At 75.2% G+C, this 16,226-nt stretch carries 13 protein-coding genes and 1 other RNA gene; 5 read left to right on the top strand and 9 right to left on the bottom strand.

Annotation, left to right across the window (positions count from 1 at the left end; translation table 11 throughout):
• Positions 1–29: 29 nt before the first annotated feature.
• The 6 genes from CRP39_RS00250 to CRP39_RS00225 are packed head-to-tail and all read right to left on the bottom strand — an operon-like array spanning position 30 to position 6,787.
• Positions 30–2,138, bottom strand: a complete 2,109-nt coding sequence (locus CRP39_RS00250; RefSeq protein WP_097203392.1) for a xanthine dehydrogenase family protein molybdopterin-binding subunit — start codon at positions 2,136–2,138, stop codon at positions 30–32.
• Positions 2,135–3,130 (bottom strand): FAD binding domain-containing protein, encoded by a 996-nt coding sequence (locus CRP39_RS00245; RefSeq protein ID WP_097203391.1) that lies wholly within the window; start codon positions 3,128–3,130, stop codon positions 2,135–2,137. Before CRP39_RS00245 ends, CRP39_RS00250 begins: the two co-directional genes overlap by 4 nt.
• Positions 3,127–3,651, bottom strand: coding sequence for a 2Fe-2S iron-sulfur cluster-binding protein (locus tag CRP39_RS00240; protein WP_097203389.1), 525 nt, complete (start codon positions 3,649–3,651; stop codon positions 3,127–3,129). The genes CRP39_RS00245 and CRP39_RS00240 overlap by 4 nt, the downstream gene beginning before the upstream one ends.
• A 51-nt stretch (positions 3,652–3,702) precedes the next feature.
• The gene (locus CRP39_RS00235; RefSeq protein WP_097203388.1) at positions 3,703–4,584 is read right to left on the bottom strand and encodes an enoyl-CoA hydratase-related protein; all 882 of its coding nucleotides are present in this window, start codon (positions 4,582–4,584) and stop codon (positions 3,703–3,705) included.
• Positions 4,581–5,570: an acyl-CoA dehydrogenase family protein gene (locus tag CRP39_RS00230; RefSeq protein ID WP_097203386.1), complete on the bottom strand. Its 990-nt coding sequence runs from the start codon at positions 5,568–5,570 to the stop codon at positions 4,581–4,583. Before CRP39_RS00230 ends, CRP39_RS00235 begins: the two co-directional genes overlap by 4 nt.
• Positions 5,567–6,787, bottom strand: a complete 1,221-nt coding sequence (locus tag CRP39_RS00225) for an acyl-CoA dehydrogenase family protein (RefSeq protein WP_097203384.1) — start codon at positions 6,785–6,787, stop codon at positions 5,567–5,569. The genes CRP39_RS00230 and CRP39_RS00225 overlap by 4 nt, the downstream gene beginning before the upstream one ends.
• A gap of 107 nt (positions 6,788–6,894) precedes the next feature.
• Between CRP39_RS00225 and CRP39_RS00220 the strand changes: the two genes are divergently transcribed.
• Both CRP39_RS00220 and CRP39_RS00215 read left to right on the top strand, forming a co-directional pair.
• Entirely contained in the window at positions 6,895–7,527 is a 633-nt protein-coding gene (locus CRP39_RS00220) for a TetR/AcrR family transcriptional regulator (protein ID WP_097203383.1), read from the top strand.
• 163 nt (positions 7,528–7,690) lie between these two features.
• A complete protein-coding gene (locus CRP39_RS00215) occupies positions 7,691–9,262 on the top strand; it encodes a long-chain-fatty-acid--CoA ligase (RefSeq protein ID WP_216359554.1) in 1,572 nt (523 codons plus the stop codon).
• Positions 9,263–9,296: 34 nt separating this feature from the next.
• On the opposite strand, the gene CRP39_RS00210 is transcribed toward CRP39_RS00215, so the two are convergent.
• On the bottom strand, positions 9,297–10,148 hold the full coding sequence (locus CRP39_RS00210; protein WP_097203379.1) for a patatin-like phospholipase family protein: 852 nt from the start codon (positions 10,146–10,148) through the stop codon (positions 9,297–9,299).
• Positions 10,149–10,231: 83 nt separating this feature from the next.
• On the opposite strand from CRP39_RS00210, the gene CRP39_RS00205 reads away from it, so the two are divergent.
• A complete protein-coding gene (locus tag CRP39_RS00205; protein ID WP_097203378.1) occupies positions 10,232–11,977 on the top strand; it encodes a class I adenylate-forming enzyme family protein in 1,746 nt (581 codons plus the stop codon).
• Between the two features lie 69 nt (positions 11,978–12,046).
• A complete protein-coding gene (locus tag CRP39_RS00200; RefSeq protein WP_245853443.1) occupies positions 12,047–13,120 on the top strand; it encodes a potassium channel family protein in 1,074 nt (357 codons plus the stop codon).
• 31 nt (positions 13,121–13,151) lie between these two features.
• On the opposite strand, the gene CRP39_RS00195 is transcribed toward CRP39_RS00200, so the two are convergent.
• Complete coding sequence (locus CRP39_RS00195; protein WP_216359553.1) at positions 13,152–14,663, bottom strand: adenylate/guanylate cyclase domain-containing protein; 1,512 nt, start codon at positions 14,661–14,663, stop codon at positions 13,152–13,154.
• Positions 14,664–14,694: 31 nt separating this feature from the next.
• The gene (locus CRP39_RS00190; protein WP_097203376.1) at positions 14,695–15,321 is read right to left on the bottom strand and encodes a PadR family transcriptional regulator; all 627 of its coding nucleotides are present in this window, start codon (positions 15,319–15,321) and stop codon (positions 14,695–14,697) included.
• A 280-nt stretch (positions 15,322–15,601) separates the two neighbouring features.
• Between CRP39_RS00190 and ssrA the strand changes: the two genes are divergently transcribed.
• Positions 15,602–15,976, top strand: a transfer-messenger RNA (tmRNA) gene (ssrA, locus tag CRP39_RS00185).
• Positions 15,977–16,226: the final 250 nt, after the last annotated feature.

Here is a 16,226-nt window from a genome sequence, read left to right as displayed (position 1 = left end):
GACCCCGGCGGAACCACTCCATCAGCGGCTCAGCGGAAGTACTTGTCGGGGGTGATGGGCAGGTCGCGGATGCGCTTGCAGGTGGCGTGCCAGTAGCCGTTGGCGACGGCGGCCGCGGCGCCGGTGATGCCGATCTCGCCGATCCCCTTCAGCCCGAGCTCGTTGACGTACGGGTCGTCCTCGTCGAGCCAGGCGATGTCGATCTCGCCGATGTCGGCGTTGGTGGCCACGTGGTACTCGGCGAGGTCGTGGTTGGCGTAGTGGCCGTGCACCTCGTCCTGCACCGACTCCTCGTGCAGCGCCATCGACAGGCCCATGCAGAAGCCGCCGAGGAACTGCGACCGGGCGGTCTTCGCGTTCACGATCGTCCCGGCCGCGTACACGCTCGTCGCCCGCGGCACCCGCACCTCGCCGGTGTCCGCGTCGACCCGCACCTCCACGAAGTGCGCGCCGAAGGAGTGCATCGACCGCTCCTGCGCGTGCGGCGAGGGCCCGGGGACGCCGCCGTCCACGGTGACCCCGTCGGGCGGCACCTGGCCGCCGTACTCGTCCTCCAGCCGGCGGCGCAGCTCCCGCGCGGTGAGCACGATCGCCGATCCCCACGAGGCCAGCCCGGTGGAGCCGCCGGCGCCGCCGGCGAAGGGCAACCGGCTGTCGCCGATCCGCAGCTCGACGTCGCCCATGCCCACCCCGAGCGCGTCGGCGGCGATCTGGGTCAGCGCGGTCCACGCGCCGGTGCCGATGTCGGACCCGTCGATCTCGACGACGTACCGGGCGGGACCCGCCGGTGTGCCTGCGACGGAGATGCGGCAGTCGGCCTTGCGCCGCCGGGCCGGGTAGGTGGCCGCGGCGACGCCGGTGCCCACCAACCAGCGGCCGTCGGTCCGCACGCCCGGCCGCAGGTCGCGCCCGGCCCAGCCGAACCGCTCGGCGCCGGTGCGCAGGCACTGCACCAGCGACCGCGAGGACCACGGGATGTGCCGCTCGGGGTCCTCGGTCGGCTCGTTGCGGATGCGCAGCTCGACCGGGTCGATGCCGAGCTCGTGCGCCAGCTCGTCCATCGCCGACTCCAGGGCGAACATGCCCGGGGTCTCCCCCGGCGCCCGCATGATCGTCGGCGGCGGGACGTCGAGCCGGGCCAGCCGGTGCGTCGTCCGCCGGTTCGGGGCCGCGTACAGGACCCGCGTGGGGGTGGCGGTCTGCTCGGCGAACTCGTTGACCCGCGAGGTGTGCTCGACGACCTCGTGGCTGATCGCGGACAGCCGGCCCTCGGGGTCGGCGCCCAGCCGGACCCGCTGGATGGTCGGCGTCCGGTGCCCGACCAGGCTGAACATCTGCTGCCGGGTCAGCTCCAGGACGACGGTGCGCCCGACCACCCGCGCGGCCATCGCGGCCACCATCTGGTTGGGGTGGGTGAACGCCTTGGACCCGAACGCCCCGCCGACGTAGGGCGAGATGATCCGCACCTGGTGCCCGCCGTCGAGGGCGAAGCCGGCGACCAGGTCGTTGACGATGTTGTGCGGGCCCTGGTTGGCGTCCCACATCGTCAGCTGGTCACCGTCCCAGCGGGCCATCGAGGTGTGCATCTCGATGGGGTTGTTGTGCTGGGTCGGCGTCTCGTAGGTGGCGTCGACGGTGACGGCCGCGGCGGCCAGCGCGCCGTCGACGTCGCCGATCACCGAGTCGGTCTCGTAGCCGGCCATGATCTTCTCCGGCGCGTACAGGTCGGGCCGGTCCACGGCCAGCCGCACGTCCGGCGGCTCGGCGGCGTACTCGACGGACACCTCCCCGACGGCGGCCTTCGCGACCTCCGAGGTCTCGGCCACGACGACCGCGACCACCTGCCCCTGGTAGTGCACGTCGAGGGATTGCAGCACGGGCAGGTCGGAGGCGAGGTCGCCGGACAGCCGCGGCGCGTTGGCCGGGGTGAGGACGGCGAGCACGCCGGCCATCGCCTCGGCGCGGGTGGGGTCCAGCTGGGTGATCCGGCCGCGGTTGACGGTGCTCTGCACGAGCGCGACGTGGGCGATCGGCTCGCCCGGGTCGTGCTCGTAGGCGTAGGGCGCGGTGCCGCGCACCTTCGCGGGGCCGTCGATGCGGTCGATGCCGGCGCCGACGACGCGGTCGACGGTGGTCATGCGAGGCCTCCGGTCAGCTCGAGGAGCGTGCGGACGACGACGTTGCGGGCCAGCGGCACCTTGTAGCCGTTGCCGGGCAGCGGGGTGGCCGCGGCGAGCTCGGCGTCGGCGGCCGCGGCGAACGACTCCTCCGTGGCCGGCCGCCCGCGCAGCGCCCCCTCCGCGACGGCCGCCCGCCACGGCTTGTGCGCGACCCCGCCGAGGGCCAGCCGCACGTCGGCGACCACGCCGTCCTCGACCCGCAGTGCCGCGGCCACGCTGACCAGCGCGAAGGCGAACGAGGCGCGGTCGCGCACCTTGCGGTAGCGGCTCGGCATGTCCATGGGCGGCAGGTCGACGGCGGTGACGAGCTCGCCGTGCCGCAGCGTGGTGTCGCGGGAGGCGTCGTCCCCGGGCAGCCGGTGCAGCTCGCCGATCGGGATGCTGCGCGCGCCGTCCGGGCCGAGCACCTGCACCACGGCGTCCAGCGCGACCATCGCCACCGCCATGTCCGACGGCTGGGTGGCCACGCAGGTGCCGGGGCCGTCGAGGGTCTGCCCGAGGACGGCGTGGTTGCGGTGCAGGCCGCGCAGCGCGCCGCAGCCGCTGCCGGGACTGCGCTTGTTGCACGGCCTGGTGACGTCGGTGAAGTAGCCGCAGCGGGTGCGCTGCAGCAGGTTGCCCGCGGTGGTGGCGCGGTTGCGCAGCTGCCCGGAGGCGGCGGCCAGCAGCGCCTGGGCCAGCACCGGGTAGCGCTCCCGCACCCGCCGGTCGGCGGCCAGGTCGGCGTTGGGGACGCCCGCGCCGATCCGCAGACCGCCGTCGGCCGCGTCGGTCACCTCGCGGGAGGTGAGCGTGCGGACGTCGACGAGCACGTCGGGCGTGGCGACGCCGAGCTTCATGAGGTCGACGAGGTTGGTGCCCCCGCCGAGGAAGGCCCCCGAGGGTTCGCCGGCGAGCAGGGCGACCGCGGCGGCGGGGTCGGTCGCGGCCGCGTAGCGGAACTCCCTCACCGGCGCACCCCGCTCGCCTGCGCCACGTCGGCCACCGCCGGGACGATGTTCGCGTAGGCGGCACAGCGGCAGAGGTTGCCGCTCATCCGCTCGCGGATCTCGGCGTCGGTGAGCTCGGCGTCGGCCGCGGTGAGGTCGGCGGTGACCGCGCTGGGCCACCCGGCCCGGGCCTCCTCGATGACGCCCGCGGCCGAGCACACCTGCCCGGGGGTGCAGTAGCCGCACTGGAAGGCGTCACGCTCGACGAAGGAGCGGTGCAGCGGGTGCGGCTGCCCGCCGGCAGCGAGGCCGTCGGAGGTCGTGACCTCCGCGTCGCCGACCGTGACGGCCAGGACGAGGCAGCTGTTCACCCGGCGGCCGTCGAGCAGCACGGTGCAGGCGCCGCACTGGCCGTGGTCGCACCCCTTCTTCGGGCTGGTGTTGCGCAGCCGTTCGCGGAGGGCGTCCAGCAGCGTCGTGCGGGTGTCGACGGTCAGCGGGTGCGCCGCCCCGTCGACCCGCAGGGTGATCTCGGTGTCCACACCCGCGCTCCTGCCCGGACGACCGGTGCGGCCAAACGGCCCGCTCTCCGGTCAGGGCACGAGGTCCGGCGGCGGCTGCGGCCAGCGGGTGACGCCGGCGACCGCGCCGTCCCCCAGCGGGGCGGTGAAGCGCGGCGGCCGCTTCCCCAGGAACGAGGCCACCCCCTCCGCGGCGTCCGGCCCGGCGCCGAGCTCGACCAGCGCGCGGGACTCGGCGCGGTGCGCGTCCCACGGCGAGGCCGCGCCGAGCATCGACCACAGCATCTGCCGGGCCGCCGCGACCGCCACCCCGGAGGTGTTGTCGGCGATCTCGCGCGCCAGCTCCAGCGCGGTGGGCAGCAGGTCGGCATCGGGCACCACGCGGGAGACCAGCCGCCCGCGCAGCGCCTCGGCGGCGTCGAACACCCGGCCGGTGGCGACCCACTCCATCGCCTGGCTGATGCCGACCACCCGCGGGAGGAACCAGGTCGACGCCGCCTCCGGCACGATCCCGCGGCGGGCGAAGACGAACCCGAAGCGGGCGGACTCCCCCGCGATCCGGACGTCCATGGGCAGGGTCATCGTGGCGCCGATGCCCACGGCCGGGCCGTTGACCGCGGCGATGACCGGCTTGCGCAGCGCCGCGAACGGCAGCGACGCGATGCCGCCCCAGTCCCGCGGGACGCCGTCCACCGTGCCACGGGGCAGCGCGTCGACCGCGGACCGGTCGGCGAAGGTGCCCTCCCCGCCGCCGAGGTCGGCGCCGGCGCAGAAGGCCCGCCCGGCACCGGTGACGACGACCACCCGGACGGCGTCGTCCGCGTCGGCGGCCGCGGCGGCGGCGGCCAGCTCGGCCGCCATCACGGTGGTGAACGCGTTCATCCGGTCGGGCCGGTCGAGGGTGATCGTGGCGACGCCGTCGGCCACCTCGTACCGGAGCTGGGTGGGGGTCACCCGAGCGCGCCGGCGACCGCGAGGCGGGCGACGGCGTCCAGGTGCTCGGCGGCGTCGCCGAGCAGCAGCCGGTCCACCTTGGCCCGCCGCCAGTACAGGTGGGCGTCGTGCTCCCAGGTGAACCCGATGCCACCGTGCACCTGGATGCAGGTCTCGGCGGCCCGCTCGAGCACCTCGGCGGCGGACGCCTTCGCGGCCGACGCCGCCAGCGGCAGCTCGGCGGCGGCCGCGTCGGCGGCCCACGCCGCCCACCACACCAGCGAGCGCAGCTGGTCCACCCCGACCCAGGCGTCGACGAGCAGGTGCTTGACCGCCTGGTAGGAGCCGATGCGACGGCCGAACGCCTCCCGCTGCTGCGCGTACCCGACCGCCAGCTGCACCGCGCGGTCGGCGGCACCGAGGTCCTCGGCGGCCAGCACGACGGCGGCGACCTGGCGGGCGCGGGCCCACAGCTCACCGGCGTCCTCGGCCAACACGCGCCGGGAGGTCAGCCGGACCGAGGCCAGCCCGCGGGTCGCGTCCATCGGCGGGCCGGCCGTCGCCTCGCCCTCACCGACGACGAGGGCGCCGCCGTCCAGGCCCAGGAAGAGCGTCGCGCCGGCGGCGTCGATCGACGGGGCCGAGCCGGTGACCGGGCCGTCGACGACGGCGAACCGCGCCGACCCGTCGGCCAGCCGCGCCGCCAGGTCGGGGTGCTCGCCCAGCAGCACCGCCGCCCGCGCCGCGGTCACCAGCGACGGCCCGGCGAGCACCGCGCCGCCCTGCTCGGCGACGACGGCGAGGTCGAGCAGGCCGGCCCCCGCGCCGCCCGCGGACTCGGGCACCGTGATGCCCAGGAACCCGATGGCCGCCAGCGCCTCGTGCCCGGGCTCCACCGGGCCGCCCTCGAGCGCGGCGCGGGCGGCGGCCGGCGACGCCGAGCCGCGGAAGAAGTCGCGCGCACCGGCGGCGGCGTCGCGCTGGTCGGGGCCGAGGTCGAAGTTCACCGCCGACCTCCCGCGAAGGGCGCGTCCTTGTCGCTGCGCGGTTCCGGCGGCAACCCCAGCACGCGCTCGCCGAGGATGTTGCGCAGCACCTGGTCGGTGCCGCCGGCGATCGCCAGCCCGGGCAGGTACCCCTGGCTGCGCTGCCAGGTGGCGTCGCCGTCGGCGGTCGCGGCGTAGACGGCGTCGTCGCCCAGCAGCCGGACGCCGGCGTCGGCCACCAGCTTGGCCGCGGCGGTGCCGGCCAGCTTGCCGGCGCTCGCCTCCGGCCCGGGCAGGCCGCCCTGGCTGAGCACGGTGAACCGCCGGTACCCGGTGTAGCGGGCGGCCAGCGAGGCGACCACCGCGCGGCCCACCGCCTGCCGGGCGAGCACCTGGCGCTCGGCGTCCAGGTGCGGCAGCCGCTCCCGGGCCAGGGCGGCCAGCCGCTCCACCGGGACGCCGAGGTCGCTGCCGGCGCCCCCGATGGTCACCCGCTCGTTCATCAGCGTGGTGATGGCGACCCGCCACCCCTCGCCGGGCTCGCCGAGCCGCTCCTCGTCGGGGATGCGGACCTCGTCGAAGAACACCTCGTTGAACCCGGCGGAGCCGACCATCTGCCGCAGCGGCCGGACCGTCACCCCGGGGGCGTGCATGTCGACGACGAACATCGTCAGCCCGGCGTGCTTGGGACGGTCGGGGTCGGTGCGGGTCAGCAGGATGCCGAGGTCGGCGACGTGCGCGAGCGTCGTCCAGACCTTCTGGCCGTTGACCACCCACTCGTCGCCGTCCCGGACGGCGGTGGTGCGCAGGGCCGCCAGGTCCGAGCCGGACGCCGGCTCGCTGAACAGCTGGCACCAGACGTCGTCGGCACGCAGCAGCCGGGCGAGGTACCGGCGCTTCTGGTCGTCGCTGCCGTGGGCGATGACCGTCGGCCCGCACATGCCCAGGCCGATGTGGTTGATCAGCGTCGGCACCCCCGCGCGGGCCAGCTCCTGCGTCACGATCGCCTGCTGCACCAGCGTGCCGCCCTGCCCCCCGTGCTCGCGTGGCCAGGTGATGCCGACCAGGCCGGCCTCGGCGAGCACCCGCTGCGTGCGCCGCAGGCCCGCCTCGTGCGTGCGGGCGTCGACCGCCTCGCCGCCCGGGGCGACGTGCAGCAGCTCGGCCGCGTGCTCCTCGAGCAGCGTCCGGACCGCGGCCCGGTAGGCCGCCTCGTCGGGGGTGTCGTCGAAGTCCACGGGCGGCGCCTCTCTGCGGTGGTCGCGTCGGCGGCAGCGTGACAGCGGTCCCCCGGAACGGTCAACGGTGACTGTTCGGCTCCCTCGGGCGGACCTACGCTCGCGCGGTGACCGCCGACCCCGCCGCGCCCGCCGGGCCCCGGTCCCGCTCCGCGCGGACCGCCGACAGCCGGGCGCTGATCCTCGACGCGGCGGTCGCCTGCCTGGTCGAGGACGGCTACGCCGGCGCCTCCACGCTCGCCGTCCAGGCCCGGGCGGGGGTGTCGCGCGGGCGGCTGCTGCACCACTTCCCGTCCCGCGCCGAGCTGCTGGTGGCCGCCGCCGAGCACCTGTCGGGCACCGTGCTGGCCGACGTCCGGCAGCGCGCCGCGGCGCTCATGGCCGACCAGCCGGCCGGCCGCGAGCGGGTGGACCGCGCGATCGACCTCATGTGGGCGACGTTCCACGAGCCGCCGTTCTGGGCCGCGGTCGAGCTGTGGACGGCGGCGCGCACCGACCCGGCGCTGCGGGCGGCGCTGCGGGACGGCGAGCGGCGGCTGCGGGCATCGATCCGGGCCGTCGCCGACGGGATCTGGGGCCCGGAGATCGCCGCCGCCGAGCTCTACGCCGAGCTGTGCGAGCTGCTGTTCACCAGCATGCGCGGGGTCGCGATCGTCTACGCCTTCGAGGACCGGCCGCCGGCCACCGACCCGCACCTCGCGCTGTGGAAGCGGCTCGCGGCCCGGATGCTGCTCGCCTGAGCACCGGCCCGACCGCGCCGTCGCCGTCCGCACCGCCCGGCGCGAGGGCGGCGACGCGGGGGTGGGACGGCGGTTCCCCGGCACCCGGCAGTCAGGGTTGACCGCTCCCGGCTCCCCGGCCAGCATGACGCGCGTCACACCCGGCGCGCGTCAGGAGACCTCCGTGAGTGTCGAGATCCCCCGGCTCCTCGGCCGCGGCATGACGATGGCCGACCAGCTGGCGCGCTGGGCGCGGAGGACGCCGGGAGCCACGGCGCTGCGCTTCGACGGCGCCGGCCGCAGCTACGCCGAGCTCGACGAGCGGGTCACCCGGCTGGCCCGGGCCCTGGCCGACCGCGGCGTCGGCGTCGGCGACCGGGTCGCGGTCCTGGCGCTGAACGGGATGGAGGTGTGGGAGGCCTACCTGGCCGGCGTGCGGCTGGGCGCGGTCGTCGTCCCGGTCAACTTCCGGCTGGTCGCCGACGAGGTGGCCTACGTGCTCACCGACAGCGGCGCCACCGCGCTGGTCGTGGACGCCACGCTGGCGCCGCTGGCGGCCAAGGCCCGCGAGCAGGCGCCCGCGGTGCGCACCGTGCTGACCATCGGCGGGGACTACGAAACGGCGCTGGCCGCGGCCGCCGGCACGCCGCTGGACCTCGATGTCGACGAGGAGGCCGCCGCCTTCATCATGTACACCTCGGGTACGACCGGGCGGTCCAAGGGCGCGGTGCTGACCCACCGCAACCTGCTGTTGCACGCCTTCAGCCAGACCGCGCACCTCGGCGGCGGCCCGTCCGACCGGGTGGGGGTGCCGGGCGCGCCGATGTTCCACATCGCCGGGCTGGCCGGCGGGCTGCCGATGCTGCTGATGGGCGGCTGCCACGTCATCACCCGCTCCGGCGGCTTCGACCCGGTGGCGACCCTCGATCTCATGGAATGCGAGCGGGTGACCAGCATCTTCCTGGTGCCGTCGATGTGGGCGGCGGTGTGCGCGGTCCCGGGCATCGCCGACCGCGACCTGTCCAGCCTGCGCCGCATCTCCTGGGGCGCGGCCCCGGCGTCGACCACGCTGCTGCGCACCATGATCGACACCTTCCCGCAGGCCGAGGTCGTGACCGCGTTCGGGCAGACCGAGTGCAGCCCGGTCACCTGCTTCCTGCGCGGCGAGGACGCCATCCGGAAGATCGGGTCGATCGGCACCCCGATGGTCAACGTCGAGGTACGCATCGTGGACGACGCGATGGACGACGTCCCCCGCGGCGAGGTGGGCGAGATCGTCTACCGCGGCCCGATGGTGATGAAGGAGTACTGGGACAAGCCGGACGAGACGGCGATCGCCTTCACCGGCGGGTGGTTCCACTCCGGCGACCTGGTCCGCGAGGACGAGGACGGCTACCTCTACGTCGTCGACCGCAAGAAGGACATGATCATCACCGGCGGGGAGAACGTGTACTGCGCGGAGGTGGAGGACGTGCTGGCCGCGCACCCCAAGGTCGGCGAGGTGGCGCTGATCGGCGTCCCGGACACCCGCTACGGCGAGGCGCCGCTGGCCGTCGTCGCCCCGCGGGACCCCGCCGACCCGCCCACCCCGCAGGAGCTGACCGCCTGGTGCCGGGAGCGGCTGGCGCACTACAAGAACCCGCGCGAGTACTCACTCGTCGCCGCCCTGCCCCGCAACCCCAGCGGCAAGGTGCTCAAGACCCGGCTGCGGGAGGAGCACTCGGCCGGCGCGCTGGTCGCCGACCCCGCGGTCTGAGCTGCACGGGGTCGGCTCCGGGCCGGGGCCGCGCTCAGCCCTGCCAGGCCTCGGCGACCTGCTCGGCGACGCCTCCGGCCTGGGCCCGACCGGCGCGGGCGGACCCCGCGCGGGCTGCGGGGTCGAGCACGTTGCGGCCGATCGCGGTGCGGCTGGCCTGGTCGGGCGCGACGACGGCGACGCGGGCCACCATCCCGGTCACCTGGGCGTCGACGCTGGCCAGCGGCCCCACCCCGCGCGGGACGGGCGCGAGGACGACGACCCGGTCGTACCCCTCGGCGAGGTCGGCGTTGGCCGCCGACCGCATGCCGCCGTCGACGTAGCGGCGCCCGTCGATCGTCACCGGCGGGTAGACGCCGGGCACCGCGCAGCTGGCCGCCACGGCGTGCAGCAGCGGGACGCCGGAGTCGCGGTCGAAGGTGCGGAACTCGCCGGTGTGCGCGTCGACCGCGGTGACGGTGAGCGCGCGGTCGGGCCACTCGGTGCCGACCAGCCGGCTGCCGATGACGTCCAGCCGCTCCTGCTCCGGCGGCGTGAGTCCGGCCTGCTCGGCGGCCAGCGCCAGCGCCCCGACCCGCCGGCGGAACTCGACGTCCTTCCCGCGGCTGCGCACGAGGGCCCAGGCGTACCGGGCCAGCCCGGCGCGGGTCATGCGGGCGGCCTTCTCCCCGGTGGGCGGCTCGAGCTGGCGGGCGAACAGGGTCTCCAGGTCCGCGCCGCCGGTGACCTGCGCGCCGACCACCGACCCGGCGGAGGTGCCGACGACGAGGTCGGCGCCGGTCAGGTCGACCCCGGCCTCCGCGAGTCCGGCGAGCACGCCGATCTCCCACGCGATGCCGGTGATCCCGCCGCCGCCGAGCACGAGGGCCGCGCGCTGGTCGCTCATGCCGCCATCCTCACCCACCGTGGGCTCTCGACACCGGTTGTGACGTACGCCACGCTGGGAGCTCCCGGACAGGAAGGTCCCGCATGACCGCCACGCAGGCCCCGCCGACCCCCGACGCGAACAGCTGGCCGCCGGGCCTGCCGCGCTCGCTGGAGTACCCGCAGGTGCCGGTCGGGTCGATCCTGCGCGCGGCGGTGCGCCGCTGGGGTGAGCGGGAGGCGTTCGTCGACCACGACGTCCCACTGACGTTCACCGAGCTCGGGGCGCGCGCCTCCGCGGTGGCGAACTGGCTGGCCGAGGCCGGCGTGGGCCGCGGTGACGTCGTCGCCGTGCACATCCCGAACTGCCGGCAGTACCCGGCGGTCTACTACGGGGTCCTGATGGCCGGGGCGACGTTCTCCCCCACCAACCCGCTGCTCCCGGCCGCCGACCTCGCCGCCCAGCTGACCGACGCCGGCGCCCGGGTCCTGGTCACCTGGGACCAGGTGCTGCCGTTCGCCCGCCCGGCGCTGGCCGGCACGCCGGTGGAGACCGTCGTCGTCACCGGGGAGGCGCACACCCTCGACCTCGCCGCTCGGCTCGACGGCCTCGCGGACGGCGACGTCGACCTTGCCGACCTGCTCGCCGCCGACCCCACCGACCGGCACCACGACGCCGGGGTCGACCCCGCCACGGACCTCGCGCACCTGGCCTACACCGGCGGGACCACCGGGGTGAGCAAGGGCGTGGAGCTGGTGCACCGCAACGTGGTCACCAACGTGCTGCAGTCGGCCTGCTGGTCGTCGGGGTCGCTGCCGGAGCTCGACGCGGCCGGCGACGTCACGCTGCGCCAGGTGCTGGGCCCAGACGAGTCCCCGACCCGCCTGGGCGAGGCGCGGATGATCAACCTCACCCCGTGGTTCCACGCGATGGGCGCCATCGGCTACCTCAACGGCCTGGTCATGGCCGGGACGACGACGGTCGTCCACATGCGCTTCGACCCCGTGCGCTACGTCGAGGACGCCGTCCGGTACCGCGTCACCAGCATCGGCGGCGCGCCCCCGGTGTTCGTCGCGCTGCTGCAGGTGCCCGGCATCGCCGACGCCGACCTGTCGTCGGTGCGCGGCGTGTCCAGCGGGGCGGCCCCGCTGCCGACACCGCTGATCGAGCGGCTGCAGGCCCTGCTGCCCGATGCGGTCATCGGCGAGGGCTACGGCCTCACCGAGGTCACCATGCAGGCCACCGGCAACCCGTCGTTCCGCTCCGGCACCCGCAAGCCGGGCACGGTCGGGGTGCCGGTGTTCGACACCGAGGTCACCATCCGGCCGCTGGGCGGGGGTGACCCGCTACCGCCGGGCGAGCGCGGCGAGGTCTGCATCCGCGGGCCGCAGGTGATGCGCGGCTACGCGCGCAGGCCCGAGGCCACCGCCGAGGCGATCGACGCCGCCGGCTGGTTCCACACCGGCGACGTCGGCGTCCTGGACGGCGACGGGTACCTGTCGATCGTCGACCGGACCAAGGACATGCTGCTCTACAAGGGCTACAACGTCTTCCCGCGCGAGCTGGAGGAGATCCTGTTCGGCCTCCCCGGGGTGGCCGGGGCGGCCGTCGTCGGCCGGCCGGACGAGGATGCCGGGGAGCTGCCGGTGGCCTACGTGGTCCGCCGGGCCGACGACGCCGGGGCCGCGCTGACCGCGGAGTCGGTGATGGCCGCGGTCAACGACCGGGTGACGCCCTACAAGCGGTTGCGGGACGTCGTGTTCATCGACGCGATCCCGGTGTCGGCCGCGGGCAAGGTGCTCAAGCGGGAACTCGCGGCGCGGGAACGGGCGGCCGGCACCGGCGGCTGAGCGGCGCGCGGGCTCACCCCGACGGGTGCGGCGCACGAGCCACAGCGGCCGGGCCTCACTATCGTCCGCGTGGTGGAGAACGGAGGCGGGTCCCTCGAGACCGAGCACACCGGGGTACGGATCGCCCACGTCGAGCACTCCCCGGTGCGGCAGGTGTGGCGGCGGGTCCTCATCGCCGCCGTCGTCCTGGTCGTGGTGGTGCTGATCGTCTGGATCGACCGGGACGGGTACGACGACAGCAAGGGCGGCCCGATCTCCCTGCTCGACGCGACGTACTACGCCACCGTCACACTCTCCACGACCGGTTACGGCGACATCACCCCGGTCACCCCCGAGGCGCGGTTGGTGAACATCCTGGTCATCACGCCGCTGCGCATCATGTTCCTGATCGTCCTCATCGGAACCACCCTCGAGGCGCTCACCGCGCGCTCGCGGGAGGAGTTCCGCATCCGTCGCTGGAGGTCCCGCGTGCGCCAGCACGTCATCGTGTGTGGTTACGGCACCAAGGGCCGCAGCGCGATCCGCTCGTTGCAGGCCAACGGCACGCCGCTGGAACAGATCGTCGTCGTCGACCCCGAGCCGCGGGCCATCGACGAGGCCAACTCCGTGGGCCTCACCGGCATCGTCGGCGACGCCGGCCGCACCGAGGTGCTGCGCCGAGCCTCGGTGGAACGGGCGCGCGCGGTCATCGTGGCCGCCAACCGGGACGACGCCTCGGTGCTCATCACCCTCACCGTCCGCCAGCTCAACCCGAGCGTCCCCATCACCACGTCGGTGCGCGAGGAGGAGAACGCCAACCTGCTGCGGCAGTCCGGCGCGGACACGGTCATCACCACCTCGGCCACCTCCGGCCGGCTGCTCGGGCTGTCCACCGACGCCCCGCGGGTGGTCGCGGTCGTCGAGGACCTCGTCACCGGTGGCCAGGGGCTGGACCTCCAGCAGCGCCGGACCACCGCGGGTGAGGTCGGGCTCGGCCCGCGGCAGCTGCGCGACGTCGTGCTGTCGGTGACCCGGGGCGGGCGGACGCTGCGGTTCGACGACCCGCTGATCGGCACCCTGCAGCCCGACGACGTCCTCGTGGTGGTCAAGGCGCACGCCAACCCCGGGCAGCAGCAGATGGGTGGCCAGACCGCCGCGGTGTGATGCCGGCGGCCGCCCTGCAGGGGGTCCTCGTTCAGCCGATGGTGAGCACCCAGGTCTGCGTCGGCTCGCCCCGGCCACGCAGCTCGACCACCGTGCCGGGCGCCCAGTGCTGCACCTCGTGGCCACGGGCGGCCCGGATCACGTTGTCCGAGACCACGGCACGGCCGGGATGGTCCTTGGCGAGGTCGGTCAGCCGGGCGGCCTCGTTGACCGGGTCGCCGACCACCGTGTACTCCAGCCGACTGGCCGCGCCCACCTGGCCGGCCCACACCGGCCCGCAGGCGACCCCCACGCCGACGTCGACCTCGCCCGCGGCCGCGACGGCCGTGCAGATGCGTCGGGCCGCCCGCAGCGCCGCCCCGGCCGGGTCCGGGTGGTCGGCGGGGGCGCCGAACACGCACAGCGCGGCGTCACCCTCGAACTTGTTCACCAGGCCGCCCTCGTCCTCGACGGTGGCGACGACGATCGCGAAGAACCGGTTGAGCAGGCCGACCATCTCCTCCGGCCCGGTGCGCCGGACCAGCGTCGTCGAGCCGGCGATGTCGACGAACAGCGCGGCCACCGTGCGCACCTCGCCGCCCAGCGAGACGCCGGTGTCCAGCGCCCGTTCGGCGACCGTCGTCCCGACGTGCCGGCCGAACAGGTCCCGCAGCCGCTCCCGCTCGACCAGCCCGTCGACCATGGAGTTGACGCCCTCCTGGAGCAGGCCGATCTCCCCGGCGTCGTCCACCGGGACGCGCACGTCGTGGTCCCCCCGCCCGACCCGCTGCACGGCGCGGCGCAGCTCGTGCAGCGGCGTGCCGACCGAGCGGCCGGCCTGGTTGGTCGTGTACAGCCCGACGACCAGGGCGACGACGACCAGGAACACGACCGCGTCCTCGCGCGGCCCCTCGGGGTTGCTGGGGTCCAGGAACAGCAGCGTCAACCCCATGAGCGGGACCCCGCTGGTCAGTGCCCAGGTGAGCAGCAACCGCGGACGCACGCCGAGGACCAGCGCACCGGCCGGGGGGTGGGCGGCCAGGGCCCGGGCGGTGAGCCGGCGGGCCAGGCGGAGGGTGAGCAGGTAGCTGTGGCCGGCCGTCGCGACCCCGCCGAGCAGCGCGGCCAGCGCCAGGCGCAGCCCGACCAGGGACAGGTGCGAGGCGACGGCGCCGACGACCCCGACGACGATGCCCCCGCCGAGCCAGCCCAGCCCGACGACGAACGCCACGTCGGCCGGCAGCCGGAGCGCCTGGGCCGCCTCCTCGGGGGTCGGCGACCGGCCGGCGCGCAGCCAGGCCGCGGTCAGCCGCTGCCGGCGCAGCACGGCCAGAACGCCGAGCGGGAGGGCCACGGCGAGGTAGCCGACCGCGCTCACGATGACCGCCGTGCGGCCGGCGGGGTCCCGGGCGCCGGCCGACAGGCCCACCAGGAGCAGCGACACGATGGCCACGCCCACGAGATTGGCGCCGAGGACGTGCAGGACGATGTACGGCACCGCCCGGCGCCCCTGCGGGGCGAACTGCAGGGCCGCGTCCACACGCCGCAGCGCCGTTCCGCTCACGACGCCCCCGGCGGGGTCCCGGGGCCGGCGCTCACCACCGGGCCCGGCGCGCGGTCTCGGCCACCTGCGCTCCGTCGGCGGAGGCCCGCCCCGGGTCCTCGGGCCACTGCTGCACCTGGGACGTCGCCCAGTCGGCCCACTCGGCGACCAGCCGGTAGAAGTCGGTGAGGAACCGGCCCACCAGCAGGTTCTCGGGGAGCCGCTCGGGGAACGGCCCGTCCCCCGGGGCGTACGCCTCGGCGGCGGTCCGGTTGGCCACGTTCCGCTCCTCGGCCCAGCGGCGGGCGGCTGCGAGCGTGCCGAGGGCGTCGGCGGTCGTCCCGTGCTCGGCGAAGGCCAGCTTCAGCAGCTGCTCGAACTCCAGCACCGGACCGTTGCCGGGCTCCCGGTGCCAGGCGGCCAGGGCCTGCCGGCCCTCGTCGGTGATCGCGTAGATGGTGCGCGAGCGCTGGCCGACCGCCTCCGACCGGGCCGTGGCCAGGCCGTGGGCGACGAGTTTCTTCGGCTCCTCGTAGAGCTTGCTCTGCGCGCGGGGCCACATCCGCCCGACGCTGCGGTCCATCTGCCGGGTGAGCTCGTAGGTGCTCCATGACGGCCGCACCGCGAGCAGGCTGAGGATCGCGTACGAGGTGGTGGTCAGCGCACCGGCGCTCGACATGTCCCTCCCTGTGGGAGTAGGCCGTTCGACACAGTCCCAAGGGGAGCAGACTAACCGCCGAGAAGGTGGTCACGAGGACGGAGACGACGACGCTCCGGATCAACCTCGCCAGCCCCACCACCCGCCCGCACGGGACGGCGAGGTCCGCCTCGCGCAGCTCACCGCGCACGAGTCACCGGACGGCGTCTCCGGTACCCCCTCGACCGTGTCGCCCGATGGAGGGGTGTCCCGGGGAACACCTGCGGCCCGGAGACCGTTACGCTGGTCGCACAACTACACAGGGGGTGAATGGTCTCGACTTCGGTCGGGTGGCCAGGGGAAGCGAGCCGAGGAAGGCAACGATGAGCTCGTTAACCACGCGTTGCACACCAATCAAGCGCCGACTCCAGTCAGCGCGACTTCGCCCTCGCTGCCTGAGCAGCGTAGGCGGGTCTGTCAGCCCGGGTTCGTCATCGGCCCGGATCCTGGCATCAGCTAGATGACTCACCGTGCGTGCCGGTCGCGGGCGCGCACGGGACACCGCACAGCGACTGGGCCCGTCACACCGTCTCGTCCGTGAGATCGGTGGGGTCGAGCAGAGACGAAGCGGACTGCGCTCGGAGAAGCCCTGGACATGCGTCGGAGGACGCGGGTTCGATTCCCGCCACCTCCACCCCACCCCAACCCCGAGGTCTTCGCAGATCTCGCGGACGAACCGCCCCGGACCTCCAGGTCCGGGGCGGTTCGTCGTCTTGCGCGGTGCCAGGCGGCCTCGGCGACAGGTGGTGGGCCTGACCTCCGCTCAAGTCGGTACTCCTGGCCATGGAGGTCGTTGGCGGCGCACTGACGATGGTCCCCGGATGCGTCGTCCGGTCTCGGCTCCGTCCCGGCGAGGTCCGCGTGAGCGTGCGCCCGTGCAGGTGCGC

The sequence above is a fragment of the Geodermatophilus sabuli genome (assembly GCF_900215145.1).
Lineage (GTDB): Bacteria > Actinomycetota > Actinomycetes > Mycobacteriales > Geodermatophilaceae > Geodermatophilus > Geodermatophilus sabuli.
The sequence above is the reverse complement of the archived record's forward strand: the minus strand, read 5'-3'. Positions and strand labels throughout refer to the sequence as shown.

Bases quoted from the DNA above. Each gene is read 5' to 3' on its own strand.
- CRP39_RS00190 (WP_097203376.1), bottom strand. From the start codon at position 15,321: ATGTCGAGCGCCGGTGCGCTGACCACCACCTCGTACGCGATCCTCAGC.
- CRP39_RS00205 (WP_097203378.1), top strand. From the start codon at position 10,232: ATGACCGCCACGCAGGCCCCGCCGACCCCCGACGCGAACAGCTGGCCG.
- CRP39_RS00210 (WP_097203379.1), bottom strand. From the start codon at position 10,148: ATGAGCGACCAGCGCGCGGCCCTCGTGCTCGGCGGCGGCGGGATCACC.
- CRP39_RS00250 (WP_097203392.1), bottom strand. From the start codon at position 2,138: ATGACCACCGTCGACCGCGTCGTCGGCGCCGGCATCGACCGCATCGAC.